At 51.9% G+C, this 23,353-nt stretch carries 23 protein-coding genes and 1 tRNA gene; 14 read left to right on the top strand and 10 right to left on the bottom strand.

All coding sequences use genetic code 11. The annotated features are described in order from the left end of the window. The first annotated feature begins 90 nt into the window (after positions 1–90). The gene (locus ACTJKB_RS29080; protein ID WP_440837779.1) at positions 91–309 is read left to right on the top strand and encodes a hypothetical protein; all 219 of its coding nucleotides are present in this window, start codon (positions 91–93) and stop codon (positions 307–309) included. A gap of 75 nt (positions 310–384) precedes the next feature. Here the strand turns inward: ACTJKB_RS29080 and ACTJKB_RS29075 are convergent, their stop codons facing one another. Then, complete coding sequence (locus ACTJKB_RS29075; protein ID WP_440837778.1) at positions 385–840, bottom strand: hypothetical protein; 456 nt, start codon at positions 838–840, stop codon at positions 385–387. Positions 841–1,018: 178 nt separating this feature from the next. On the opposite strand from ACTJKB_RS29075, the gene ACTJKB_RS29070 reads away from it, so the two are divergent. Further along, positions 1,019–1,102: transfer RNA gene (locus tag ACTJKB_RS29070), tRNA-Leu, on the top strand. 72 nt (positions 1,103–1,174) lie between these two features. Here ACTJKB_RS29070 and ACTJKB_RS29065 read toward each other — a convergent pair. Next, entirely contained in the window at positions 1,175–1,870 is a 696-nt protein-coding gene (locus ACTJKB_RS29065) for a DUF7002 family protein (RefSeq protein ID WP_440837777.1), read from the bottom strand. Positions 1,871–1,952: 82 nt separating this feature from the next. On the opposite strand from ACTJKB_RS29065, the gene ACTJKB_RS29060 reads away from it, so the two are divergent. The 7 genes from ACTJKB_RS29060 (at position 1,953) to ACTJKB_RS29030 (ending at position 11,560) form a co-directional block, all read left to right on the top strand. Beyond that, positions 1,953–2,855: a GNAT family N-acetyltransferase gene (locus ACTJKB_RS29060; RefSeq protein WP_440837776.1), complete on the top strand. Its 903-nt coding sequence runs from the start codon at positions 1,953–1,955 to the stop codon at positions 2,853–2,855. A gap of 170 nt (positions 2,856–3,025) precedes the next feature. Beyond that, positions 3,026–4,672 carry a response regulator gene (locus ACTJKB_RS29055; protein ID WP_440837775.1) on the top strand — a complete coding sequence of 549 codons (1,647 nt, stop codon included), beginning with the start codon at positions 3,026–3,028 and terminating at the stop codon, positions 4,670–4,672. 55 nt (positions 4,673–4,727) lie between these two features. Beyond that, a complete protein-coding gene (locus ACTJKB_RS29050) occupies positions 4,728–6,581 on the top strand; it encodes a cache domain-containing sensor histidine kinase (protein ID WP_440837774.1) in 1,854 nt (617 codons plus the stop codon). A 216-nt stretch (positions 6,582–6,797) separates the two neighbouring features. After that, complete coding sequence (locus tag ACTJKB_RS29045; protein WP_083607059.1) at positions 6,798–7,658, top strand: ABC transporter permease; 861 nt, start codon at positions 6,798–6,800, stop codon at positions 7,656–7,658. 22 nt (positions 7,659–7,680) lie between these two features. Continuing rightward, on the top strand, positions 7,681–8,556 hold the full coding sequence (locus ACTJKB_RS29040) for a carbohydrate ABC transporter permease (RefSeq protein ID WP_440837773.1): 876 nt from the start codon (positions 7,681–7,683) through the stop codon (positions 8,554–8,556). Between the two features lie 37 nt (positions 8,557–8,593). After that, on the top strand, positions 8,594–10,132 hold the full coding sequence (locus ACTJKB_RS29035) for an extracellular solute-binding protein (protein ID WP_440837772.1): 1,539 nt from the start codon (positions 8,594–8,596) through the stop codon (positions 10,130–10,132). 15 nt (positions 10,133–10,147) lie between these two features. After that, a complete protein-coding gene (locus ACTJKB_RS29030) occupies positions 10,148–11,560 on the top strand; it encodes an FAD-dependent oxidoreductase (protein WP_440837771.1) in 1,413 nt (470 codons plus the stop codon). A gap of 8 nt (positions 11,561–11,568) precedes the next feature. On the opposite strand, the gene ACTJKB_RS29025 is transcribed toward ACTJKB_RS29030, so the two are convergent. Both ACTJKB_RS29025 and ACTJKB_RS29020 read right to left on the bottom strand, forming a co-directional pair. Beyond that, entirely contained in the window at positions 11,569–12,414 is an 846-nt protein-coding gene (locus ACTJKB_RS29025) for a YihY/virulence factor BrkB family protein (RefSeq protein WP_440837770.1), read from the bottom strand. A 158-nt stretch (positions 12,415–12,572) separates the two neighbouring features. Beyond that, complete coding sequence (locus tag ACTJKB_RS29020; protein ID WP_440837788.1) at positions 12,573–12,905, bottom strand: HIT family protein; 333 nt, start codon at positions 12,903–12,905, stop codon at positions 12,573–12,575. 159 nt (positions 12,906–13,064) lie between these two features. Here ACTJKB_RS29020 and ACTJKB_RS29015 point away from each other — a divergent pair, with 159 nt between their 5' ends. Then, positions 13,065–14,015 carry a hypothetical protein gene (locus ACTJKB_RS29015; RefSeq protein ID WP_440837769.1) on the top strand — a complete coding sequence of 317 codons (951 nt, stop codon included), beginning with the start codon at positions 13,065–13,067 and terminating at the stop codon, positions 14,013–14,015. Here the strand turns inward: ACTJKB_RS29015 and ACTJKB_RS29010 are convergent. Then, a complete protein-coding gene (locus ACTJKB_RS29010; protein WP_440837768.1) occupies positions 13,982–14,839 on the bottom strand; it encodes an SDR family NAD(P)-dependent oxidoreductase in 858 nt (285 codons plus the stop codon). The two genes, ACTJKB_RS29015 and ACTJKB_RS29010, sit on opposite strands and share 34 nt — an antisense overlap. 198 nt (positions 14,840–15,037) lie before the next feature. On the opposite strand from ACTJKB_RS29010, the gene ACTJKB_RS29005 reads away from it, so the two are divergent. The 3 genes from ACTJKB_RS29005 (at position 15,038) to ACTJKB_RS28995 (ending at position 17,721) form a co-directional block, all read left to right on the top strand. Further along, the gene (locus ACTJKB_RS29005; protein WP_440837767.1) at positions 15,038–15,493 is read left to right on the top strand and encodes a MerR family transcriptional regulator; all 456 of its coding nucleotides are present in this window, start codon (positions 15,038–15,040) and stop codon (positions 15,491–15,493) included. A gap of 111 nt (positions 15,494–15,604) precedes the next feature. Continuing rightward, complete coding sequence (locus ACTJKB_RS29000) at positions 15,605–16,708, top strand: glycerol dehydrogenase (RefSeq protein ID WP_440837766.1); 1,104 nt, start codon at positions 15,605–15,607, stop codon at positions 16,706–16,708. A gap of 86 nt (positions 16,709–16,794) precedes the next feature. Then, a complete protein-coding gene (locus ACTJKB_RS28995; protein ID WP_440837765.1) occupies positions 16,795–17,721 on the top strand; it encodes a divergent polysaccharide deacetylase family protein in 927 nt (308 codons plus the stop codon). Here the strand turns inward: ACTJKB_RS28995 and ACTJKB_RS28990 are convergent. After that, positions 17,708–18,436 carry an N-acetylmuramoyl-L-alanine amidase gene (locus ACTJKB_RS28990; RefSeq protein WP_440837764.1) on the bottom strand — a complete coding sequence of 243 codons (729 nt, stop codon included), beginning with the start codon at positions 18,434–18,436 and terminating at the stop codon, positions 17,708–17,710. The genes ACTJKB_RS28995 and ACTJKB_RS28990 overlap by 14 nt on opposite strands. Positions 18,437–18,671: 235 nt before the next feature. On the opposite strand from ACTJKB_RS28990, the gene ACTJKB_RS28985 reads away from it, so the two are divergent. Then, on the top strand, positions 18,672–18,860 hold the full coding sequence (locus tag ACTJKB_RS28985) for a YqzE family protein (protein WP_440837763.1): 189 nt from the start codon (positions 18,672–18,674) through the stop codon (positions 18,858–18,860). A 168-nt stretch (positions 18,861–19,028) separates the two neighbouring features. Here ACTJKB_RS28985 and ACTJKB_RS28980 read toward each other — a convergent pair whose 3' ends face one another. From ACTJKB_RS28980 to ACTJKB_RS28965, 4 genes are read right to left on the bottom strand one after another with little or no spacing between them, the layout of a single operon-like run. After that, on the bottom strand, positions 19,029–20,111 hold the full coding sequence (locus tag ACTJKB_RS28980; protein WP_440837762.1) for a hypothetical protein: 1,083 nt from the start codon (positions 20,109–20,111) through the stop codon (positions 19,029–19,031). A 60-nt stretch (positions 20,112–20,171) separates the two neighbouring features. Next, positions 20,172–20,345 carry a hypothetical protein gene (locus ACTJKB_RS28975; RefSeq protein ID WP_440837761.1) on the bottom strand — a complete coding sequence of 58 codons (174 nt, stop codon included), beginning with the start codon at positions 20,343–20,345 and terminating at the stop codon, positions 20,172–20,174. Position 20,346: 1 nt separating this feature from the next. Beyond that, positions 20,347–21,414, bottom strand: a complete 1,068-nt coding sequence (locus ACTJKB_RS28970; RefSeq protein ID WP_440837760.1) for a YqhG family protein — start codon at positions 21,412–21,414, stop codon at positions 20,347–20,349. Continuing rightward, entirely contained in the window at positions 21,411–23,156 is a 1,746-nt protein-coding gene (locus tag ACTJKB_RS28965; RefSeq protein WP_440837759.1) for a DEAD/DEAH box helicase, read from the bottom strand. The genes ACTJKB_RS28970 and ACTJKB_RS28965 overlap by 4 nt, the downstream gene beginning before the upstream one ends. Between the last annotated feature and the right edge of the window lie 197 nt (positions 23,157–23,353).

The following is a 23,353-nucleotide window of genomic DNA, read 5'->3' as shown; positions in this document are numbered from 1 at the left end:
TGCAAGTAACTAGACCCGAATGATTACTCATTGGGGTCTTTTTCACGGGTGGATAAGGCTAGCAATGTGTTGAAAGGAGACTTGAACTTCATGATTAGTGACGAACAGCTGGATGCCTACCGGATTTCCGGTGAGAAGATCCGTGTTGTACGCGATGCACTGGAGAGTAATGATGTAAAAGGTATTGTGCTTGCCTGGGACGAGTCTCAGGTGATGGTACGCCGTCCCAATAAGCGGATAGTGAAGCTTGACCGTAACTATGTGTACCAGCCCTTTGCCGAACCCAGACAAGAGCCGGGGGATGTATAATGTATAATGTATAAACCTAGCAAGAACAGCCCCCTCCATAGCGGAGGGGGCTGTTTCTTATGATAAGTACAGGTCTTATATGGATAACGCCATCTGCTCCACAGCTTCTTCCCGGGGGAGAACAGTTAGCTCAGGTGTCAGGCCGAGGTAAGCACGCATCCGCAACATCATCTCATTACGGAATCCGGGCCAAGGGATATTCATCTCGCCAACGTATCCCCGGCAGGAATACTGGGCCTCTACACCCCGTTGATCTTGACGGATGGTCGTGATCTTCAGATGATGCGAGGTAAGCTCACGGGTGACCTCCTGGAGCATCAGTGAGGTCTTCTTTGTTGCACCGGATACCAGCTCCATGTACAGCTGCGGTGTCTTGAATAATCCGCTCTTGCCGATGACCCGGCAGTCGCGTTCAAATACTTTATGAATGAACGTAAGCAGCAAATAGCTTCTGACAAGGGACGTTTCGTCTTTGGTTATATCTTCGGGAATTGTTGGTGTAGTTAGTGGATTTCTCTTGGTAGTCGCCATATAAATCACCTCATTTATAGTATGCGAACCTTTGTTCTCATTATACCCCGTATTCGCAAATAAAAGCAATATTTATACAAAAATTTATGTATTAAAAATAATCGCATAAAAATATTGACTTAGTCATTTTCGAATGGTATGATCTATCTTGTGACTGCGAAAGTAAGTCATTGAATATGCGGTCATGGCGGAATTGGCAGACGCGCTGGCTTCAGGTGCCAGTGATAGCAATATCGTGGAGGTTCGAGTCCTCTTGACCGCACTACGGTTTACACAAGCATCCCTTCTTTTGAGGGGATGCTTGTTTTTTTATGCTCGAATGATCTCACATTGCTTAGGAATGCGGAGTTGCAGGCAAAACCAGAGGTTCATGGATGGCCCTCCAAGCTGCTGGCACCAGCTCCTGATTGGAACAGTACACCGTCTGCAGATAGCGGCTTAACGGAGTAAGTGAATACTCTACAAGCACCTCTTTGATCTCGGAGGGCTTTCCCGGAATCGACGGCCCACTCTCTGCCATGAACTGTCCGATGGGCAGCAGCATCTCACAGCTCTTGCGGTAGGACATCCGGTGCGGGTATCGGGGAGAGCTCCCGGAATCATATTTGGATAGACGGATATGGTCGAAGTGATCCGTTAAGAGCTTAAGGGCATCAAATTTCAGAATGGCAAAGGTCTCGCCTGGTTCCCTCCGGGAGTACATGGACGCCATAGCCATACAGTCGCGTTCGGTTGGCCACAGGAAGACATGGCGGTCCAGACAGGTGCGGAACTGTTCAGCCGTCGTTCCTGCTTTCATAGCCTCGGGGGTTATTCGAAGATGGGCATTCAGCACTGCAAGCTGGCCATTATAGACTGCCTCTCGTGTTTCAGTCCGGCGAATGCCGTTGGCATATTTAGGGTATAGCAAGGCGGATGCGAAGATCCCATCCAGGGCAGCCATACCTTGCAGGTTGCTGGCTCTGGTGAAATGATATAGTGAGGCTCTCAGCGGACTTTTGGTAATGGCAGCAATGATACAATGGTTCATAGTTGTTTTTACCCTTTTCGGTTGATTGAACTTCTGATATTTTTAGAACAGCAGTATAACAGGCTGGAAGGATGATAAGCAAATGAATATTGAAGCGTTAAGTCAGCACAGAAGAGACGAGTTTTTGGACTTTTGCCGGAAACACCGGCCGGATATTGATGATTCCTTTTTATATGAAGAGCAGCTTGCCGAGTTTGAACTGTCGGAAGAGAACCCCACCTATGTGGCGATAAATGAGCAGGGAGCACTGGTTGCGGCCGCTTCGCTAATTTTGAATGACTATAACCGCAGAGGGCGAAAAGGCCGTTTTCGGATTTTTCAGGCGGATACCGCTGAACCTGCCATTTACCAGGAGTTGCTGCAAGCCATTCTACGGCATACAGCAGGTCTGGATAAGCTGGATATATTTGTGCCAACGGTGAATGTAAAAGAGACGCAGAATATACTTGCTGCCGGATTTGCCGTGGAGCGCTATTCCTATTTGCTTGTCCGGAATGAAGAATCCATTCCTGATTTCAGCTTGCCCACCGGATACGAAATTAAGCCCTTTCGGCCTGGAACCGATGAGCTTGTCTGGTGCGAGGTGAGAAATTCAGGCTTCGCCAAACTGAAAGGGAGCGAAACACCGGCCACACCGGAAATGGTGACGAAGATGATCTCCCGCAAGGATTACATTGAAGGGGGCCTCATGATCCTTCACCATAATGGCCAAGCGGTCGGCGTTGTCCGTGGTGCAGACGATGAATACGAAGGAACTCCGATCATGAACATTGGACCACTCGCTGTATTGCCTGAGTATCAAGGGCAAGGACTGGGGAGGATTCTGCTGAGAGCGGCATTGCGGTTCGCCAAAGAACAGGCCTATACGCAGACAGTACTGTGTGTAAATGCGGAAAATGAACGTGCCAAGGCACTGTATATTGGAGAGGGCTTCAGGCAGGTGGAGGCCGCGGCTTGCTTCGCCTACGATTTGACAGCTAAATAGCAGAAATGATGAAGCGCCCGGGAAACCGGGCGTTTTCCTTTTTCCTTTTTCCTTTTTTATAAGCTGAAGTTATAAAATTCTTAGTTACAACATTTACCTTTGAGGAAGGAGAACCACTTTTTATGTAGAAGACGACAGGATAACTAACGGGTTCAGAAAGGAGCATGCCCATGAAAACACTAATCATAGTGGATGATGAGCCGTCGGTACTGAACGGTCTGTTGAACTATGTGAACTGGACAGAGCAGGGGATCGAGCTGATTGGAACAGCGGATGATGGGGATACGGGACTTGAGCTGATCAAGGAGCTGAAGCCGGATATCGTGCTGACGGATGTACAAATGCCAGCGATGGACGGAATCCGGATGGCAGCGGAAGTGCGTACGCTGCTGCCTTTTGCCAAGATTGTGTTCATCAGCGGGCATAACGATGCCGATTATTTGCGGTCTGCTCTTCAGATCCATGCGGTAGATTACCTGCTGAAGCCCATCCGCCGCAAAGAGCTTGTCTCTGTCATGAGCAAGGTTACAGAGTCGCTTGATACGGAGGACCGGGAACGAAGCCGGGTGAAGGAGATGCAGGTTAAACTGGCCCAGAGCCTGCCGCTGCTGCGCGAAAGGTTTCTCTTGTCCGTCATTAGTGACAGCATCAATCCGGCACATATCCGGGAGAAGCTGGAGTTCCTGGATTTGCCGCTATTATCTGCAAGCGATTACATGGTTGTGGTCATTATGATTGATGATGTGCCACAGGTGCTGGATACCCGGAGCGAACAGGACAAGCAGCTGCTGTCTTATACTGTGCTGAATATTATACAGGAGTTAATCGACAAGCAGATGCGGGGCGTTACCTTTGAGAAGCAGCCTGGAGAATATGTGGGTATTCTGCTGACCCCGCAGCTGGAGGACGGAAATCCGGAAGAGGCTGAGGAGGTTCAGTCTCCGGAGCAGGAGCTGCTGCTACTGGCGGAATCCATCCGCGGCAATCTGCGGCAATGGCTGAAGCTCAGTGTAACTATCGGGGTGGGTGAAGGGGTGGACAGTCTGTCGGAGCTGCCATCGTCCTATAAACAGGCGAGAGGTGCAGCTGACCAGAAATGGTATCTGGGCAAAAATCGTATCCTGACAATGGATAAGCTGGAGTCTCGAGATTATCTTCAGTACCGGTACGAAGCAGAGTGGGGTGAACGGGTGCTCTCGGCATTGAGATCCGGGGACTGGGAGCGAACGTTGAATGAGCTGGAACAGATTTTTGCACGGCTGGAGCAGAACCGGCGGCATGGCTCACGTTATGCACAGAACGTAAGTCTGCACCTGATCTTACAGTCCGGGCAGGTCATGCTTGAATTGAACGGTATGACAGAAGACTGGGAGCAGAAGGAAATGGAAGCCTGGAAACAGGTCATGCGCCAGGAAACGATGCGGGATTTGCTGCATTATACCGCTGAATATCTGCAGGAGGTATGTGAGTACTCTCTTATGAAACGCAGTGGAAAATCCAGTGAGGTTATTGAACGGGTCCGCCTGCTGATCGGGCAGAGATATGCGGAGAATTTGAGCGCATCCGACATCGCCGAAGGTGTATATCTAAGCCCGACCTACGTCCGGCTGTTGTTCAAGCAGGAAACCGGAGAAACCTTATTTGAATATCTGACCAAGGTGCGCATAGAGCAGGCCAAACATCTGCTCAGAAATCCGCAGAATAAATTATATGAGGTCTGTTATGCGGTGGGTTATACCGATCCCAGCCACTTCAGCAAGCTGTTCAAGAAAATAACCGGAAGTACACCAAGCGCATTCAGGGAGCTGCATAAATGAGTACGGCGTCGGAAGTCTTGCGGGAACAAGCCGTGAAGACCGGGAGGGGTGTACGATGAAAAAAGCCTGGGCCTATCTGACTGGCTTGGGTCAGGGAATACTTGCTGCGAGAAAATGGCTGTTTGCCTATGTACTGCTCATTCTGCTGCCGGTTTCAATTATGCTGGGCTCCTTTTATCAGCGATCCAATGACATGCTGGAGAAGGAAGTGACCCGCACAATGCAGCTCACTCTGAAGCAGGCGGGTATGAACCTGTCCTATAAGCTGAACCATATCCGCGACAGCAGCAATTCCGTCTTCATGAACCAGATTCTGTACGACAATTTGCTGCAAAAAAACAAAATTACCGACCAGTTGGGGCAGATCAAGGAGCTGCGGAACCTGGCCGAAACCGCCCAGGAGAATCAGGATATCTTCCGTCTGCGTTTTTTTGCCGATGCTTCCCGGATATATGGCGGTGACCGGATTAATCTGTATCCTTTATCGGATATGGATCAATACCCCTGGTATGAAGCAGTAAAGGAAGCTGGCGGTGGGATTGTCTGGACGGGGGTTTATCCTGAAATTTATAACGATTATGGTGAAAAAAATATTTTCTCTGCTGCCCGTCTGCTGCGCAACCCGCGGGACTACGAGGAAATCGTCGGCATTCTGGTGATGGATATATCCGAAACTATGGTTCAGGAGATTGTGTCAGAGCTTCATTTCTCGGACAAATATGCACCGTTCCTCCTTGATGGAGGGGGCAAGCTGATCTATGGAACAGATGGGCCGGATCAAGGTGTGGATCCTGATGCAAAGGCAGAGGCAGGTTCGGGACAGACTGTGAACCACCTTCCTGAAGAACTGCTTAGCGGGATCAGCCATACCCAAGAAGGCATTATAAAAAGAACCATTGGCCGAGATAACGTGAATGTGGTATTCACCACTATTGGGACGACAGGCTGGAAGCTGGTGGCGCAGGTATCGGAAGCGGAGATCTCGCACCGCGCCACGGCGCTGGGCCAGTTCACCAGTATTGCCACTCTGGCAGGTATTACGGTAATGTTTCTTGTTCTGGTGTTTGTGCTCCTGATGTTCATGATCCAAGGCATGCAGCGCCGGGTGCAGATGATCCTTCGGATGATCCGCAAGGAGGGCATCGGGTGGCTGGAGGATCGCCGGTCGATGCCGGACGGGGATTTCCGGCTGCTGGAACGCAGCGTTGACCACCTGATTCATAAGGTCAATAACCTGATGGAAGAGTCTTATCAGGCGAAGATGCAGGAACGGGAAGCCCAGCTGAGGACGCTGCAGGCACAGATCAATCCGCATTTTCTCTACAATGCCCTGGATATGATCAACTGGTCGGCCATCTCCCATGATGCGGAGGATACCAGCGAAATGATCGAGGCGCTGGCACAGTACTTCCGGTTAAGTCTGAACAAAGGCCGCGATAACGTCAGCATTACCGATGAATTAGAGCTGGCGCGGGTATTCCTGGAGATTCAGCAGAACCGTTTTCCGTCTACGTTCACGTTCTCCATTCAGGCGGAGCCGGGGCTCTTGACATATATCATTCCCAAGCTAACACTGCAGCCGTTGGTGGAGAATGCACTGCTGCACGGTATCCGTAAGACGAAAAACAAGCAGGGAACGATAGAGATCTCGGCACGTCTGGAGAATGGTGATATTGTGCTGACGGTTGCGGATGACGGAATCGGTATGGAACCGGAGCAGGCTAACCGGCTGCTGTTCGAACCTGCCGCCGGGCAGCGGGCGGATGGATTGGACGGGTCGTTCGGATTATACAATGTAAATGAAAGAATCCGTTATTTTGCCGGGAACCGCTACGGTCTATCCATCGATACGCAGCCCGGAAAGGGCACTGCTGTAAGAGTTACCGTCAAAGCGACCCTGGCGGAATAAACCCATCCGCATTTACAGTCGCCAGAGACCAGAAATAATCAGATTACCCTCTACTAGCCGTGCCCCGTTCCTCAGTATAATCAACTCACAAGCATATGGAGGTGATTGAAGTTGGGCGCAGGTGCCACGGAGTTGAACCCGAAGAGCAGAGCAGCCGCAGCCAGAAGCAGGTCTGCCAGTAAGTGGAGACTAGCCTGGAGGAACCGGGACTATTATATGCTGCTGATCCCCGGACTTTTGTTTTTGCTGCTCTTCAAATATACGCCTTTGTATGGCGTGCTGATCGCCTTTCAGGACTTTAATATTTTTGACGGCATCAGAGGCAGTGAATGGGTGGGGCTGGAGCAGTTCCACAAGCTGGTCCAGTCCGAGGAGTTCGGACAGGTATTCATGAACACGCTGCTGATCAGCGTGTATAAGATCGTGCTGCTGTTCCCCGTTCCGATTATCATAGCGCTTGTGCTGAACGAGGTCCGGCTGATGTTTTTCAAACGAACCATTCAGACGATTATCTATCTTCCGCACTTTCTGTCCTGGGTCATTATATCCGGATTGTTCGTGACGATTCTCTCTACTTCAGGAGGGCTCGTCAACAATATCATTCAGTGGTTCGGCGGAGAGCCGGTCAGTTTCTTTGTCAGCAACCAGTATTTCCGCAGTCTGGTGGTCTTCACTGCCGGATGGAAGGAGGTAGGCTGGAATGCCATCGTCTTCATTGCCGCTATCGCCGGGATTGATCAGGAACAATATGAAGCCGCTTCCATAGATGGGGCGGGCCGAATCCGCAGAATGCTGCATATCTCGCTCCCGGGGATTCTGCCTACTGTAGTGCTAATGTTCATTCTCCGCCTGGGCTCCGTGCTGGATGCCGGGACCGAACAGATTCTCACGATGTACAATCCGGTGGTCTACGAGACGGCTGATGTTATCGGAACCTTTGTATACCGGATCGGTCTTGGCAAAATGGACTACAGCTTCAGTACGGCAGTCGGATTATTCAACTCAGTCGTTGGTTTTATTCTCATTGTTTCCGGCAATTATCTCAGCCGCAAGCTGCTGAAGCGCGGGATCTGGTGAGGAGGAAAGGAGCAGGACAACCATGACCAAACGGACTAAAGGGGATCTTTTGCTGGATACCGGAGTGTATCTTTTTCTGATTGCCATCGGACTCATTATGCTGCTGCCCCTGGCAAGTGTCTTCTCCAAAGCGGTCAGCGAAGAGTGGGCAATCACCTCCGGCAAAGTCGGCATTCTGCCTGTAGGGTTCCAGCTCGATACGCTGACGCAGGTCATTTCCTCATCCATGTTCATTCGGGCCTTCTGCATCTCCGTCGGTGTTACTGCTATCGGTACGCTAATCTCCATTCTTATGACGGCGCTTACAGCCTATCCGCTATCCAAACGCAATCTGCCCGGTATTTCCTTCATTATGGTGCTGTTCATCTTCACGATGCTTTTCAGCGGCGGACTGATTCCCAATTATCTGCTGATGCGGCAGCTGCATTTGGTCAATAATCTGTGGGTGCTGATTCTCCCGGGAATGATTAGCGTGTTCAACATGCTGGTGATCAAAAGCTATTATGAAAGCCTCCCTGAAGCACTGGAGGAATCCGCACGGATCGACGGAGCGAAGACCTACACTATTTTATTCCGTATCATCCTTCCGCTTAGTATGCCGGTGATCGCTACGATTGCGCTGTTCTATGCAGTGGGTTATTGGAATGATTATTTTGGCCCGATGATTTACATTAATGAAACCGCACTGAAGACACTGCAATTGTATCTGCAGGATGTGGTAATGGATGCAAACAGTGCAAATCTCACGAATAAAAGTGTAGACGATCTCATGAATATGTCCCCCGAGGGCATCCGCGCTGCTACAGTCGTCGCGTCTACGGTGCCTATACTGCTCGTATATCCGTTTATGCAGAAGTATTTTATCAAAGGGGTGCTGATTGGCTCGGTTAAGGGCTGACCTAAGATTTCAGAACTTATGGGGAGGTTTCATTCATATGATAAATAGAAAATGGCTGACACTTATGCTGTCTGCAGGGCTTGTGGCATCGATAGCCGGCTGTGGTTCATCCGGCAATACGAACAAGGAAGGGGCAGCCGGAAGTGCAGCGGAGCAAACGGCTGGCACGCAAACGGAAAGCGCCAAACCGGAGCTGAAGACGCTTAATTTATGGTCGAAGGATGACTACAACACATACACACTGGCCAAAGTGGTGGAGGAGAAAACCGGATATAAGGTCAAATACGAGATGCTGCCAGCCGACAAGGCCATGGATAAGCTGAATCTGCTGATCTCCTCCGCGGAGCCTTACGATGTCATTACCATCACGGGGGAAAAGGCGGTCTATACGGACTATGCTAAGATGGGTGCTCTCGTGGATCTGACCCCGCTGATTGACAAGTATGGCGAGAATATCAAAGCCTCTATCTCCCCAGAATCCTTTGAGGCGATGAAGGTGGACGGCAAAATTTACGCTATTCCGAACCGGGCCGGGGAGTTTGCCGGCAGCAGTCTGATGATCCGTACGGATTGGCTGGATAAGCTTGGCCTTAAGATGCCCACAACACTGGATGAATTAACCGCAGTCCTGAAGGCTTTTAAGGAAAAAGACCCGGGCGGCAACGGTGACAAAGGTGCGCCGCTCTCCATAGATGGCGCACTGGCCACGATGGTTAATGTAACTGGCGCTTTCGGCATCGCCACGGGCTGGAATGTAATGGATGGGAAGCTGGTTGCGGCACCGGTGCATCCGGGGTTCAAGGAGTATCTGAGCTATATGGCTGATCTGTATAAGCAGGGACTGCTGGACAAAGAATTTGCAGTGAATAAAGATGCTACACTAAAGGAAAAGTTCACGAGCGGCCGGGTCGGCGTGATCCCGCTTGCCTGGTATGACATCCCGGGCATTGCAGATGCCCTGACCAAGAACTTCCCGGATGCCAAATATGCTTATGTTCCAGCTTTGAAGGGTAAGGATGGGCAGGCGGGTATAGGGATGAGTGGCGGCTTTGACCGGCTGACCTTTATTCCGAAATCCTCGAAACACCCGGAGGATGCCATCAAGTGGATCAATGCCAAGCTGGACAAAGAAACCTTCAAGCTGATCGCCATTGGCGAGGAAGGCAAGCATTTCACTTACAAAGACGGTGTGTACAGCCCGATTCTGCCCCTGTTTACCGATGAACGCGGACTGGCGAGCAACTATTTGACCGGAATTGATGAGAAGCTGTATCCCGTCTACTGGCAGGCCCGTGTGCAGAAAGACCCGCGTTTGTTCGCAGGTTTCACCTTCCTGAACAAGGAAATTCCGGCGGAATTCCGAATCTCTGATCCGCTGGCATTGGCTCCGTCCTTACCGGAGTATTCCAAGAACAACGCTTCGCTGAATCAGATGATCAATGATTTTGCTGTAAAAGTGATTGTAGGCGAGGAATCAGTGGATGCAGTGGCCGCATTCGTTGAGAAATACAATGCCGCCGGTGGTGAAGCCAGCGCCAAGGAAGTCAATGAGTGGTATGCGTCAGTGAAGAAATAGTCGGGAGGGAAATGCATGAACAGCTACAGAATGCGGAATAACGAAATTCCGCTTCAGGATTCCTGGGATGTCATTGTAGTCGGTGGAGGTCCGGCCGGATGTACTGCGGCGGCCGCGGCAGCACGGGAAGGAGCGAAAACGCTTCTGGTTGAAGCCACAAGCAGCCTTGGCGGAATGGGAACTTCGGGACTTGTGCCGGCGTGGTGTCCATTCTCTGACATGGAATCGATTATCTATAGAGGGCTGGCGATGAGGGTATTTGAAACTCTGAAGGCGAAGATGCCGCATGTAAGCAAGGACGCTATGGACTGGGTGCCTATTGAGCCTGAGAAGCTGAAGGTGGTCTACGATGAGCTGGTTCAGGGGGCGGGTGCTAAAGTCCAGTTCATGACACAGCTGGGTGCGGTAGATACGGATGAGGACGGTAATGTGACTGCACTGATTACAGCCAGTAAAAGCGGACTTCAAGCCCTGAAGGCCAAGGTGTATATTGACTGTACGGGTGATGCGGACGTTGCTGCTTGGGCGGGAGCGGAATATCTGAAAGGAGATTCGGACACCGGTGAGCTAATGCCGGCCACTCACTGCTTCACGCTGGGCAATGTGGATGAGTATGCGTACCTTCATGGCCCGATGCTCCATAACAACAACAAAACCAGCCCGATTTATGATATTCTTAGCTCCGGCCGTTATCCCCTGATCCCGGATGCGCATATCTGCAACAATATTATCGCACCCAGAACGGTTGGTTTTAATGCTGGACATTTGTGGGAAGTGGATAATACAGATGTTCTATCCATATCGGAGGCGCTGATACAGGGACGCAAGTTGGCCGCAGCCTACAGGGATGCTCTTGCTGAATATCAGCCAGCCTCCTTCGGGAACTCGTTCGTAGCCAATACGGGATCATTGATGGGTGTGCGGGAGACACGGAGAATTACTGGAGATTATGTGCTCAGTGTGGATGATTACGTCAGCCGCCGCAGCTTCGCTGATGAAATTTGCCGTAACAGCTATTTCATTGATATTCATGGAACGGAGAAGGAGGAGAAGCAGGCTGGAGGCAAGCAGGAAGTGATTAAGCGCTATGGTCCGGGGGAATCCCATGGCATTCCCTACCGCTGCCTGACCCCCCGTTCGCTCAAAAATGTGCTGGTTGCCGGGCGCTCCATTTCCTGTGTACGTGAAGTGCAGGGCAGCGTCAGAGTCATGCCTGTCTGTCTGGCAATGGGGGAGGCTGCAGGGATTGCCTCTGCCATGGCTGCCGTACAGCCCATGCCTGACGTCCATACAGTAGACACGATTTCCCTCCGCAGACGGCTGCGGGAGGAAGGCGCATATCTGCCGCTTACGGAAGCCGAGGCAGCGGCGTCAGCCACCGCAACGGCCAGGGGTGGGGAAGGCAGCGGCGGGAACCTTTACCATTAAGCTTACATTCACTTGATGGATCGCTGGAGCGTCCGGTTCATAAGGATAGCGTTGATCTCACCGCCGGCCAGGATGATGATGGAGCTGATGTAGAGCCAGATCAGCAGCACCATGACCCCGCCGAGGCTGCCATAGGTCTCAGTGAAACTGCTGAACTGATTGACATAGACGGAGAACAGGGTAGAGGTTATGATCCAGCCGAGGGTAGCAAACATCGCGCCGGGCATAACCTCTTTCAGTCTTAGCCTGCGGCTGGGGGCAATCCAGTAGAGCAGAGTGAAGACGATGAACATGATGAACAGCGGAACAGCATATTGCAGCAAGTCCCAAATTTTCTGAAAGCCATAAGGCAGATCGACCAGCAGGAAAACCTGTGTTTTCAGCCAGGAGCCAAACACCAGCAGCAAAATGCTGAGCAGTACCACTAATCCGATGAAAAGAGTGGCCAAAAAGGCAATACCGCGTATTTTCCAGAAAACCCTGCTCTCCTCAATATCGTAGGCACGGTTGAGGCCTTTGATGATCGCATTGATTCCTTTGGAGGCGGCCCATAAGGTTGCCAGCATCCCGAAGGACAGCAAGGCCTGGCTGCGGCCCTCCGCAACATCCTTCAGAATTTCCTCGATAATCGAGATCGCCTCGGCAGGCATGATCTGTTCCAAATCACGGATTTTATCCTCCACCGAAATATGGGCATAACCAATCAGCGTCATAATGAAGATTAGAAAAGGGAATAAAGACAGGATTAAGTAGTAGGTAAGCTGTGCGCTGATCCCTTGAACATCATCAAGTTTAATCTTTTGATACAGCTGTTTGGAAAAGGAAATGGCGCGTCCGATAGCAGTCTTCTTCATAAGTCCCTCCTCTGCTTATCCTATAATATGCTTATCGCATATATTTAACTCAACTTCCCAGGTTGGAATCAGTGGGTGGAGCGGCAGAGAACGTTCGGAGGAGTCAAAAACCGCTATTCTAGGCCGAGCGGATGTAAGAAAAGTGCCAGACTCGGGATCTATCGCAGGGGTTCGCCAAAACAAATATGCCAGTGCAGATGTTTGGAATCCTGATACCTTCCCAGATTGGTAGTGACTTTGCAAGCTCCGTATTGTTCAGTCACACATGCGGCCACTTGTTGGATCACTCGTATCATCTCAAGCAGTGTCTCATTGTCGCTTTCCTGCAGCGTGAGCAAAGAAGAAATATGTTTCTTGGGAACGGCGACAATGTGAACGGGATAAAAGGGCTTTGTATGATAGTAGGCTAATACGTGCTCCGTTTCGATCACCGCTTCCACAGGCGTTTTTCCGCTGAATACTTCATCGCAATAGAAATCTTCGATCAAAATAAATCCTCCTTGTCGTTCTCTGTTTCCCTTTATATTCTATTTTTAATTTATGATCCCTGTAATGAAGGATATCATAGTATTTGAGGGTGGAGTCGGGTTAAATACAGTCAGGTGCAGAGGATGTTCATGTCTAAACCTTGTGCCCAAAGGAGAATGCAGATGGATTTATCGGAACAGGAATTCAAAAGAATCCGAAATTGGGTGTACCGCAATGCCCGGCCGGTTGACCTGGCACGATGGAAGTTTCACTTCGAGAAGGGACCAGCAGATGCTGTACTTTCTGCGTTATCGGCCTATCAGAATGAGGATGGCGGGTTCGCTCATGCCCTCGAGGCGGATTCGTGGAACCCTTGTTCGGCTCCGATTCAGACCGCTAACGCAGTAGAGAAACTGTTGGAGATACATTGGGAGGATGGATCACATCCAGTGATTCAAGGGATTCTTCAGTATCTTGACAGCGGAGCTGAGGTGGAAGGGACTACGTGGAAGAATGTTGTTGAATCAAATAACATTTATCCGCATGCGCCATGGTGGCACACAAGCTCGAATAGCACGGCCCACAGTATGTTCAATCCTACAGCCATTCTGGCCGGATTTATCCTGAAGTATGCGGATAGAAGCAGCAGACTCTATCAACGAGGGATAGAGATTGCCAGAGAATTGAGTGCATTTTTCCTCACAGACCCTGGGATTGAGATGCATCCGCTTAAATGTATTGTTACTCTCATCGAGTGTATCTCGGACGCGGGGTTGCAGGAACAATTGCCCTATACCCGGCTTCAGGCAGCTGCTGTGGATCAAATTACTGTATTAATTAAGCGGGGGGCGGGAGAGTGGAGCGGCTACAGCTGCAGACCCTCGGTATTTATCCAATCACCGGAAAGCCCGGGGTATGCAGGCAATGCCGCTCTTCTCCATGAGGAGCTGGACTATCTACTTCAGACGAGAAATGAGGAAGGCGTCTGGAATTTGACCTGGAGCTGGGATGCCTTTGAGCGGGAGTTCGCCATCAGCGAAAACTGGTGGAAGACGCATATCGTGATTGAGAATGTGCTGCTGCTGCGCGCGTTTGGCCGTTATTCGCCGTCACTTACGAATTCCTGCTCATAAATGGCCCGCACCTTCGCAAGGACAGCGGCGCTGTGGTCAGCGAACTTCAGCTCGGTGATCCGATCCTTCACCAGAAAAACACCGGGCTGCTTGCTGTGCTGGCCTAAGGCTGCATTGTACAGTAGTCCGGCACCATGGCTCGGGTGAGGGAAGAAGAGCTTAATGATCGGCTTCAGCCAGAAAGGCAATCCAGATTTTTTGCCGCTTCTAATGGTGTTATTACCTCCCGGATCTGCGCTGCGGATCAGGATGCCTTCCGCAGCCAGCTGCGGTGCAAGCTCCCGGGTCCAGAGCGAGAGGGCCAGCTTGGAGGCCGCATACGGACCAAAAAGCTTTTTAAATTCAGTGGGATGCTCCAGCGAGTCCGGGTCAAATTGCTTCATGGTCATAAATGCATTGGATGAAGTGTTGACTACGGTTTTTAAATGTCCTTTCTGGAGAAGCGCTTTGAGCTCCATGGTAATCAAATACGGCGCTACGGTCTGGAGATCGAAATGCATTTCACGTCCTTGCTTGGAGTTGCCCAGTTCAGGGAAGCTGCCGCCCGCATTGTTGAACAGCAGATCGATCCTCTGTTCCTTACTTTTAATCTCATTCAAGGCACGTCTCAGCGCGGTGAAGTCACTAAGGTCGGCTTTGTAGATCCGCAGCTGCCCGCTTTTCACGGACCCGGCGATGAATGGATCTTCAATTGGAAAACCAGAACGGATCAAGGCAATAATCTGCCAGCCTTCTGTCAGCATTTTGCGGGTCAATTCAAGTCCTATGCCGTTGTTCGCACCTGTAATAAGCGCTGTTCCGCGGTACTGTTGTCCTGTAATCATTTGTCATTTCTCCTTTGGAGTGAGTCGCAGGCTGCTGAAATGAGCTGAAGGCCTGGCGGTTAATGCGCTCAGTGTATAACTTGGAGCCGACTCCAAGTCAAGCAGAGGATTTTTAAGCAAACCCGAGATTGACTTGGAGCTGACTCCAGGTTATACAATGAATAGAAACAGTTCAAAATAACCGCGGAAGGTGATTCTATGAGCGAAGCTGGAGTGAACATCAGCGTTGATATGCTGCACGGTTATTCCATTAAACAAACCTCGGAGCTTACGGGGATTACAGAGGATACGATACGGTATTACGAGAAGATTGGATTGTTGCCCCGGGCGCAGCGTAAGGAAAACAGCCACCGTATCTACAGCGACCACGATATTGAGACCATGAAGCTGATCACCTGCCTCAAAAAAACAGGAATGTCACTGGATGATATGCGCCCTTACCTGGACCTGTCACTGGATTCCAATTTGTCTGAGTTTCCGGAACTGCATGAGAGGATACTGAACCATAAGCAGAAAATACTGGATCAGATCGCATCCTTGCAACAAATTGTAGATTTGATTGATAGCAAAATAGACCAGAACTTTCTTGGGCCGCAGGAATGTGAGCTGACCGGAGATCAGAAGAAAATGCCTGTGCGCCGGACAATCCGATAATAGGCAGTAGGCTCCAGCCCATTGGTTGGGGCTTTTTTCATTGCCGGATCCGGACAGTCTGCTTAGAATGAAAGGAATTCGAAAGACTATGCATTTGGGAGGATGTTACAAATGACACAAATGATTTGCTCTCCGTCAAAATATATTCAAGGGAAAGGGGAGCTCTCGCAGCTTGGACTCTATTGTTCACAACTGGGAGCCAAAGGAGCCTATGCGATCGTAGATCCCTATATTCTCTCTGTATATGGGCAAGAGGTTGCTGGAAGTTTTGAGCGTGCGGCTCTCCCTGTGGTTCAGCATGAATTCCGGGGGGAATGTTCGATGGAGCAAGTAGAACAACTTATTGACGGACTTGATGCGGGCATTGGTGTGATTGTCGGCATTGGTGGCGGGAAAACACTGGATACGGCAAAAGCGGTCAGCCACTTCGCGGGGTTGCCTGTGGTCCTCGTGCCAACGGTGGCTTCCACCGACGCACCCTGCAGTGCCCTGTCCGTGCTATATACGGAGGATGGCCAATTGGACCGTTACCTGCATTTGCGGCGCAGTCCGGATGTGGTGGTTGCCGATGTGGATATCATCGCCAAGGCTCCGGCCAGACTGCTCGCTGCCGGAATGGGCGATGCCTTGTCAACCTATTATGAGGCTAGAGCCTGCCGCCGCTCAGGCGCGGTAACGGAGGCGGGAGGAAGCGGATCCATTGCCGCCTTCGCTCTGGCCGGTGCTTGCCGTGACACTCTGCTGGCCTATGGAGCCGAGGCACTGCGGGATTGCCGGGAAGGCAAAGGCACAGATGCGGTTGGGCGCATTGTCGAAGCTAACATTTATCTCAGCGGCATCGGTTTTGAGAGTGGCGGATTAGCTGCAGCTCATGCCATCCATAATGGGCTTACGATGCTGGAGGAATGCCGGCATGTGCTGCATGGCGAGAAGGTCGCATTCACAACACTCGTGCAGCTGATGCTTGAGCAGGCACCGGAAGATGAGATCGTGGAGGTCATTTCATTTTGCCGGATGGCTGGCCTGCCGTTCACCTTAAGCCACCTGGGGTTGTCCAGTACTCCGGAGGAGCGACTTATGACCGCTGCTGAAGCGAGCTGTGCGGAAGACAATCCGATGGGGAATATGCCTTTTACTGTGACTCCACAGCAGGTGCTGGATGCTATTCTTGCCGCAGATCGGCGGGGACAGCAGGTCTTGGCCGGCGATTGTTAATAATTGCGTAGCCGGACTGTACATATTTATCCTTTGGGTTCCAAACAATGAGAACTATGGTTGTAGAACTCGAAGGAGGATTCCTTATGAATAAGGGCTATCGTTTGGTTAAACGCACCATGATGTGTCTTATTGCGTTAGTAGTTATACTAACCACACTGTGCATTGCTGTACCACCCGCTCAAGGGAAGGAGATTACACAAGACCCTGGCAGGATGCAGAAACATCCTGGCGTTCTGCTGGCGGAGCCCGTTCCGCCCAGTGGAGGCCGAAGTACACGAGTTCAGCCGGCAGAGAACATATCGGGTCACAGCCGTGTAGCCATGATCATTGATGATTTTGGCAACGGGATGCAGGGGACGGATGAGATGTTCGCGCTGCCTGTGAAATTCACGGTGGCAGTCATGCCATTCCTCCCGACTTCGGAGAAGGATGCAAGGCGTGCGCATGAGCAGGGCCTGGATGTGTTGGTGCATTTGCCCATGGAGCCGAATAAAGGCAAACCGGAATGGCTGGGGCCTGGAGCCATAATGACACGGATGAGCGATACAGAGGTGCGCCAGCGGGTGGAGGCTGCACTGGATAATGTTCCGTTTGCCATCGGGATCAACAATCACATGGGTTCCAAAGTGACCGGGGATGAGCGGGTCATGGGCATTATTCTGAGCGTATGCAAGGAGCGTGGCTTGTTCTTTGTTGACAGTCATACCAACTACCGCTCGATTGCCGGAAGGTTGGCTAGGGAGATGGGACTTCCTCCGGTGGAAAATCACATTTTTCTGGATGATGTCCATACCTCAGGCCATGTTGCGAAGCAAATGCGGCTTGTGCAGGAAAGGGCGCAGAGTCAAAAATATTGTGTGACGATCGGACATGTAGGCATTCAGGGTAAAGAGACCGCCGCAGGTATCGTCAGCGGTATTGCCGAATTGAAGGACAGTGTTGAATTTGTAGGAATTTCGGATCTGGTCAAGGAGCAGTGGAAATGGAATACCAGTCTCACACTTCCATAAGGTAGGCAGCGATGCCGCCCGCGATGGCTTCGGCAATTTCCTCCTGCCCTTTCGGGCTGCACAGCTTGTCCCGGTCAGCTGCACTGCTAATGAATCCCGCCTCAACGATAACCGTTGTGGCGGTTATTTTGTTGAGCAGATAAAAGGGTTTGCCTGCTCTGGGGGATTCCTTTACATCGTAGAGCTGGTTCAGCTGATCCTGAATAGACCTGGCCAGCAGGAAGCTGCGGCCCTCCTGGCGGTATAGCACCAATGGCCCATGCTTCGCCGGAGAAGGCGCCCAGTTGATATGAATGCTGACCACAAGGTTCGCAGGCAGGGTCTCGGCCAGCTCCTTGCGCTGAGCCAGATCACGCAAATGCCGGGAGGAGCTGCGCAGCCAGCGGTTTTCATCACTGGGAGCATAATCCCCGGTCCGGTTCAGAATGGCGTCAAAACCGTCACTGCGCAGCAGCAGGAACAGCCGGCGAGATATCGCCAGCGTAATATCTTTTTCCAGAATGCTGCCGTGCGAGGTGCCGCCGTCAATGCCCCCATGTCCGGCATCAATCAGAATGATCCGCTGATCGTGGCCGAGCATTTGTTGGCGTTCCGGCTTCCCGTCTGCTTTTGGAGATACAGGAAGCGGTCGTGCTCCTGCAGCCGTTCCTGACAATAACGAGAGCAGCAGTCCTGCAATTGCCAGTAGCAGCCATAAACGCCGTGTCTGTCTCAAGCAGGCGCTTGCTCTCGGTAGTATTTTCAAGCGATACGAGCTTCTCAAGTGAATAACCTCCTTGTCCGGGCTGGTCAATTGGATGGACTCTTTGTTAGATTGTGCCACAGTTGTCCAAGCTATACGGAAAAAAGTGCAAAGGTTTAGCACAAGGGATTTTGGAGCAGACTAGAAATATGAAGCTTGAAGCAAGCGTAATGGGACTTCTGAATCAGGGAAACAGGAGGTGATCCGTATGGCTTCTGGGGGAGATGATCTGGTGAAGTACATCACGGAGAAGGTAGTCGTCTATATGGAAGACCCGAAGGCTAGCAGGGAACGGAGAAAGGCTGAAAAGCAGCCCTGGTCGGAAAAATGGTTCGGCATGCTCCCGCTAGGCTGGTCCATATGGCGCAGCAAGTGGTCGCGAAGCAGCAAGAAATAGCGCAGTAACTGACTCACTTCGCTGTAACGCGTCAAGCCTAGAAGGTTCACCGGAGACATATACCTTTCAGCCTTATACAGCACATCTTAAGCAAAGAACCTTCCCATGCCTGTGCATCAGGCGTCGGGGAGGTTCTTTGTGTGTACATATGGACATGTTAGCACTACCTCATTTAGGGACAGCACCTGCTGATACTGCTCCAGAAGTGAAGCCTAGTGCGGCATTGCCGGAAGAAGGAAGCTTGTGTAAGGTACCGCTATGCTGTAGCGCCCCGAAGGGGAGATACCGTCTGCCTTCCGGTCCGGAAGCGGCGTACAGGATGCTGGAGCTAGCGCTGGCCGTACCGCTGCCGGAGGCAGCTGTCCGCCAGCTCTGAAAGCCGGTAATCATAAAGGGAGCCCCCAATGCATCATTTCGGCCTCGGGATTGGAAGGCCAAACTGCCGCCTGAGGCTAGAGTCAGGGCGAGTTTGTCGGTGCTGAGATTGGCCAGTGGCGGTGCCGACAGCCAGATCAAATCAGCATAGGGATCATCCTGCCCCTCCGTCAGGTAGACGGGAAGGGGAGAAAGAGCTGTATCCAGGCTGGATAGGGTACCGCTTCCGGCAGCATTGCCATGCAGAACATCATCCGCTTGGCTGGGACTCCAAGGCAGAACCTGTAATATCGATGCATTAATATAGAATGTCTTGTTGTCTATCGTTAATTTCCATACGGGCAGCATTGGAGCATAGAGCGCGTCAAGTTCAAGCTTTCCGGAAAAATGAGAGGGAATAAGTTCTTGCTGCACCAGAAACTGGCGCAGATCCTGCATGCTGTAGGGGAGGCCGTAGCTGCCGGCTCCATACTCACTAAGCACATAACCGCCTTGTTCTGCAGCGGTGATAATCAAATAGCCGATCCGTTGCTCTCCGTTCATCACATTAACCAGCCAGCTATGGGTTCCAGGACCGAGGGGGAAATACTCGGTGCTGGCATGTTTCCAGCCCGTGAAGGGCGGATTGGCCGACAGCTTGCTAATCGTTAGACTGGCGAAATCCTGCAAGGATTCCGGTGAGGCAACGGGTGTCATCTCAAGTAAAGGCAAATCGGCTTTGGAGACTGCTTGTGTGACGGTCACCCGGGTCCCTGTGGCTGACAGCTCCGCAGGGAATGCAGAGCTGGCTGAGAACAGCATCAGACCCAGACACAGGCAGAGAAGGAGGCGTGCCCGGTGTCCGAGAGCGTCCTTCTGCCTAGCTTTTATCTTCATTTGGCGTTCACCTTTCTTAAAATATAAGGATTAATATGTTTCACGCTATAAATCATCCTTCTATTTCTCGTTGAAACGAATACCATCCATAAAAGGATGGCGAAGCCGTTTCCACTTGTCGGAAGTACTGATTGTATTGTAGAGGACAAGCTCTGAAAAGGCTGTTGCTTGCTGTCCGCGGCGGTGCGGGAATTCCTCTGTTTTTTTGCCTGCTTTTAGCGAGCTGGGTCGCATCTTATGTGCTCCGCAGATGGAACAAGCCGTAGGTGACGGCAGAAACTGCAATCTGCGGTTCATATTGCCAGGCTGTCTCCTTGCGGCGGCGGTTGTACTGCTCAAGGATCGCCAGCCGTTTCTCCTCATCCTGCTCTTTAAGCAGCTCCTCATAATAAATATCTACAATGCTCAGCTCCAGCCTCAGCCGCTCACGCGCTTCCTCGGCCCAGGTGTAGTCCAGCAGAGCCAGCTTGGAAGTAAGATAGCCCTCCAGCTTGTCGGCTCCGGCAGTAAGGCTCAGCCCGGAGGGCTCTATGTGAATGTTTTCGGGCAAGCGCGGCGTCAATTCACGTGACCCCAGCTTCGCTTCGAAGTCCGGGACAATCAGCCCGGAGGTGAGCGAGACGCCGATGAAATGCAGCTCCTCGCGCTTCAGGTCGCAGCTCATTTCCACTTTGTAGCAGACGGCGAGCCAAGGCTCGTAGGCTGCCGAGAATAAGGTCATCCGCTGCCTGCTTCCCGGATCCTCGAAGAGCTGCAGGCATTTGCCTTCCTCCCGGGCAGCCGACCAGATCTGCCCCAGCCGCTTGCTGCCGTAGGTGACGTCCTCGCGTCTGATCATGCCGGGACCGATCCGGGGGAGCGGCGGAACGAACCCGAAGAAGCGGGCAAGGATGCTGTCCTGCGGATCAGCAGAGATCCCCAGCGGTGCCGCTCCGGCTAGGGGCCCGCCGGTAGTGGTGCCGCCGGTGTCCGCCCCGGCCGCACCAGCTCCGGCCGGCAGTCCAGCCGCGACTGTGCGGTCCCCCGCTCCGCGCGGCTGTCTGGAGGGCGGTGCCGCCTGAGCGGCTGCCGCCAGATGATCGTACTTCTCCGGATCGAAGACGAAGGTGAACGACAGTGTTTCCGGCGGGGTGCCCGTCCTCTCGACGAACCCCCAATAATAAGGCCGGTCCGTGAGCATCCGGTCCGCGCGCGGCGAGAGCTTCACCGTCACATGCAGTGGCGACACTTCGATAATCGAGCACTCTGTGGCCTCCAGATAATCCATGACTTGCTTGCGTACTTCCTGTGGCGTGAGTGTCATGCCCCAGCCTCGCTTTCGTCCCGTACCCCGTGTGTCAGCTCGCTCAGCGATTCGCCGATATGGTCCAGTCCGCTGCGCAGCTCCTCGTCGCTGCGGGCTTCGAGCATGATCTTGTACAGGCTTTTCTCCAAAGATTCCTTCTTCTCAAAACGTTCCAGAATAACGTCCAGTCCGCCGATGACCATCTCAAACATATTGATCTTCTCATGCAGCAGATGAAGGATATGCTCCTCAATGGTGCCTTCCGTCGAAAGATTGTAGATCACCACATCATTCTCCTGTCCCAGCCGGTGCACACGGCCAATCCGCTGCTCCACCCGCATCGGATTCCAGGGCAGATCGAAATTGATCATATGGTGGCAGAATTGCAGGTTGATGCCTTCGCCTCCGGCTTCGGTGGCAATCATCACCTGGGCGCGGCCGCGGAAGAGATCCATCATCCAGTCTTTTTTGCCCCGGTTCATGCCGCCGGAGTAGGTTACGCACTGGAGACCATGATCGCGGAAGTACTGGAGCAGATACTCCTGAGTAGCCCGGTATTCGGTGAAAACAATCACCTTTTCGTTCATCCCCCGGATCAGCTCCATGGTTTTCTCAGCTTTTGTGTTCGTCTTGACGGTCCGGAGTGTCTGGAGCAGATCCATCATCCGCTCGCGTTTTGGCGAGTCGGCCGGGAGCTTTTTGATCAGATTGACCAGGGTGATAAATACGGCATCCCGGCTGCTGCACACCTCGCGCTGAAGCGTAACCAGAGAGAGCATGCTGCTGAGATTGCCGCCCGCTTCCTGATACTGGTCTTTGACAAAGGCGGTAACCCCGTCATATAATACTTTCTCCTCCGGTGAGAGCGTGAGCGGAATATTGCGCACTTTGCGCTTCGTGAAGTTGACCGGACCTTCGCCGCGGCGGTTGCGGATCATGACCTTGGATAGCTCACCCCGCAGCTGAACCTCATTCTTCGGCTGGCGCTTGTCCACCACGAAATTAGTGGCGAAGTCCCCCTGATTTCCGAGCTGACCCGGCTTCAACAGCGTGATTAGATTGAACAACTCACCCAGATCATTCTGAACCGGCGTAGCGGTGAGCAGGAGACAATATTTTTTGCGCAGCTGCTGGACGAACAGATAATTAGTTGATTTCTTGTTCTTGAGTTTATGGGCTTCGTCAATAATCAGCATGTCGTATTCATGATTCAGCAATATTTCCTTATGCGGATCCCGCTTGGCGGTATCCATGGAGGCGACTACAATAGAGTTATCCCAGGAGTAGGCTTTCTTCTGGGCTACAGCAGAAATGCCGAATTTGGTATTCAGCTCGCGTACCCATTGAAGCACGAGAGAAGCAGGAACGAGAATGAGGACCCTTGTCACAAGTCCCCGTACCAGATATTCCTTCAGCACGAGCCCGGCTTCAATTGTCTTGCCAAGTCCGACCTCATCGGCTAGAATGGCGCGTCCGGACATTTGGAATAGTACCTTGTGAGCGGTATCGAGCTGATGGGGGAGCGGGGAGAGCCCGGACAGATGCTTCATGCATTGCAGCTCATCAAAGCTGGTTACAAGCCCGGATTTCTCACCTTCAATGGCGAGCCGGGACAGTCTCCAGTTGCCCCAAGGGCCGCCCTTCTCCAGACTTGACTCTAATTCATCCAGCCATTTTCGCTCGAATGACAGAGGTACAGGCAGCACGCTTTCTTTGGTCGGGTCCTCTTCCGGTAATGGATTACGGAATAATTGCGTCATGTTGCAGCCTCCTCCGGCGCTTGGTTCATATCGGAATGTGTAGCAGTAGTATGCTCTTAAAAGAAAGGTTTCATAACCTGCTATTTTCGGTCCGATGTTGTAAAATAGCGAGCAAGAGGGAGTAAATGTGCCATCTTTTGCCGAAATTTCGCTGAGAGGCTCCTATTTTCGAAAAAGACCTTCCACACAATATGTGG

The sequence above is a fragment of the Paenibacillus sp. 22594 genome, from assembly GCF_052044425.1.
Taxonomy (GTDB): domain Bacteria; phylum Bacillota; class Bacilli; order Paenibacillales; family Paenibacillaceae; genus Paenibacillus_AQ.
This window is presented reverse-complemented; position numbering and strand designations above follow the sequence as displayed.

Excerpts from the sequence above, each read along its gene's own strand:
- ACTJKB_RS29080 (WP_440837779.1), top strand. The coding sequence starts at position 91 with ATGATTAGTGACGAACAGCTGGATGCCTACCGGATTTCCGGTGAGAAG.
- ACTJKB_RS29075 (WP_440837778.1), bottom strand. The coding sequence starts at position 840 with ATGGCGACTACCAAGAGAAATCCACTAACTACACCAACAATTCCCGAA.
- ACTJKB_RS29065 (WP_440837777.1), bottom strand. The coding sequence starts at position 1,870 with ATGAACCATTGTATCATTGCTGCCATTACCAAAAGTCCGCTGAGAGCC.
- ACTJKB_RS29060 (WP_440837776.1), top strand. The coding sequence starts at position 1,953 with ATGAATATTGAAGCGTTAAGTCAGCACAGAAGAGACGAGTTTTTGGAC.
- ACTJKB_RS29055 (WP_440837775.1), top strand. The coding sequence starts at position 3,026 with ATGAAAACACTAATCATAGTGGATGATGAGCCGTCGGTACTGAACGGT.
- ACTJKB_RS29050 (WP_440837774.1), top strand. The coding sequence starts at position 4,728 with ATGAAAAAAGCCTGGGCCTATCTGACTGGCTTGGGTCAGGGAATACTT.
- ACTJKB_RS29045 (WP_083607059.1), top strand. The coding sequence starts at position 6,798 with ATGCTGCTGATCCCCGGACTTTTGTTTTTGCTGCTCTTCAAATATACG.
- ACTJKB_RS29040 (WP_440837773.1), top strand. The coding sequence starts at position 7,681 with ATGACCAAACGGACTAAAGGGGATCTTTTGCTGGATACCGGAGTGTAT.
- ACTJKB_RS29035 (WP_440837772.1), top strand. The coding sequence starts at position 8,594 with ATGATAAATAGAAAATGGCTGACACTTATGCTGTCTGCAGGGCTTGTG.
- ACTJKB_RS29030 (WP_440837771.1), top strand. The coding sequence starts at position 10,148 with ATGAACAGCTACAGAATGCGGAATAACGAAATTCCGCTTCAGGATTCC.
- ACTJKB_RS29025 (WP_440837770.1), bottom strand. The coding sequence starts at position 12,414 with ATGAAGAAGACTGCTATCGGACGCGCCATTTCCTTTTCCAAACAGCTG.
- ACTJKB_RS29015 (WP_440837769.1), top strand. The coding sequence starts at position 13,065 with ATGGATTTATCGGAACAGGAATTCAAAAGAATCCGAAATTGGGTGTAC.
- ACTJKB_RS29010 (WP_440837768.1), bottom strand. The coding sequence starts at position 14,839 with ATGATTACAGGACAACAGTACCGCGGAACAGCGCTTATTACAGGTGCG.
- ACTJKB_RS29005 (WP_440837767.1), top strand. The coding sequence starts at position 15,038 with ATGAGCGAAGCTGGAGTGAACATCAGCGTTGATATGCTGCACGGTTAT.
- ACTJKB_RS29000 (WP_440837766.1), top strand. The coding sequence starts at position 15,605 with ATGACACAAATGATTTGCTCTCCGTCAAAATATATTCAAGGGAAAGGG.
- ACTJKB_RS28995 (WP_440837765.1), top strand. The coding sequence starts at position 16,795 with ATGAATAAGGGCTATCGTTTGGTTAAACGCACCATGATGTGTCTTATT.
- ACTJKB_RS28985 (WP_440837763.1), top strand. The coding sequence starts at position 18,672 with ATGGCTTCTGGGGGAGATGATCTGGTGAAGTACATCACGGAGAAGGTA.
- ACTJKB_RS28980 (WP_440837762.1), bottom strand. The coding sequence starts at position 20,111 with ATGAAGATAAAAGCTAGGCAGAAGGACGCTCTCGGACACCGGGCACGC.
- ACTJKB_RS28975 (WP_440837761.1), bottom strand. The coding sequence starts at position 20,345 with ATGCGACCCAGCTCGCTAAAAGCAGGCAAAAAAACAGAGGAATTCCCG.
- ACTJKB_RS28970 (WP_440837760.1), bottom strand. The coding sequence starts at position 21,414 with ATGACACTCACGCCACAGGAAGTACGCAAGCAAGTCATGGATTATCTG.
- ACTJKB_RS28965 (WP_440837759.1), bottom strand. The coding sequence starts at position 23,156 with ATGACGCAATTATTCCGTAATCCATTACCGGAAGAGGACCCGACCAAA.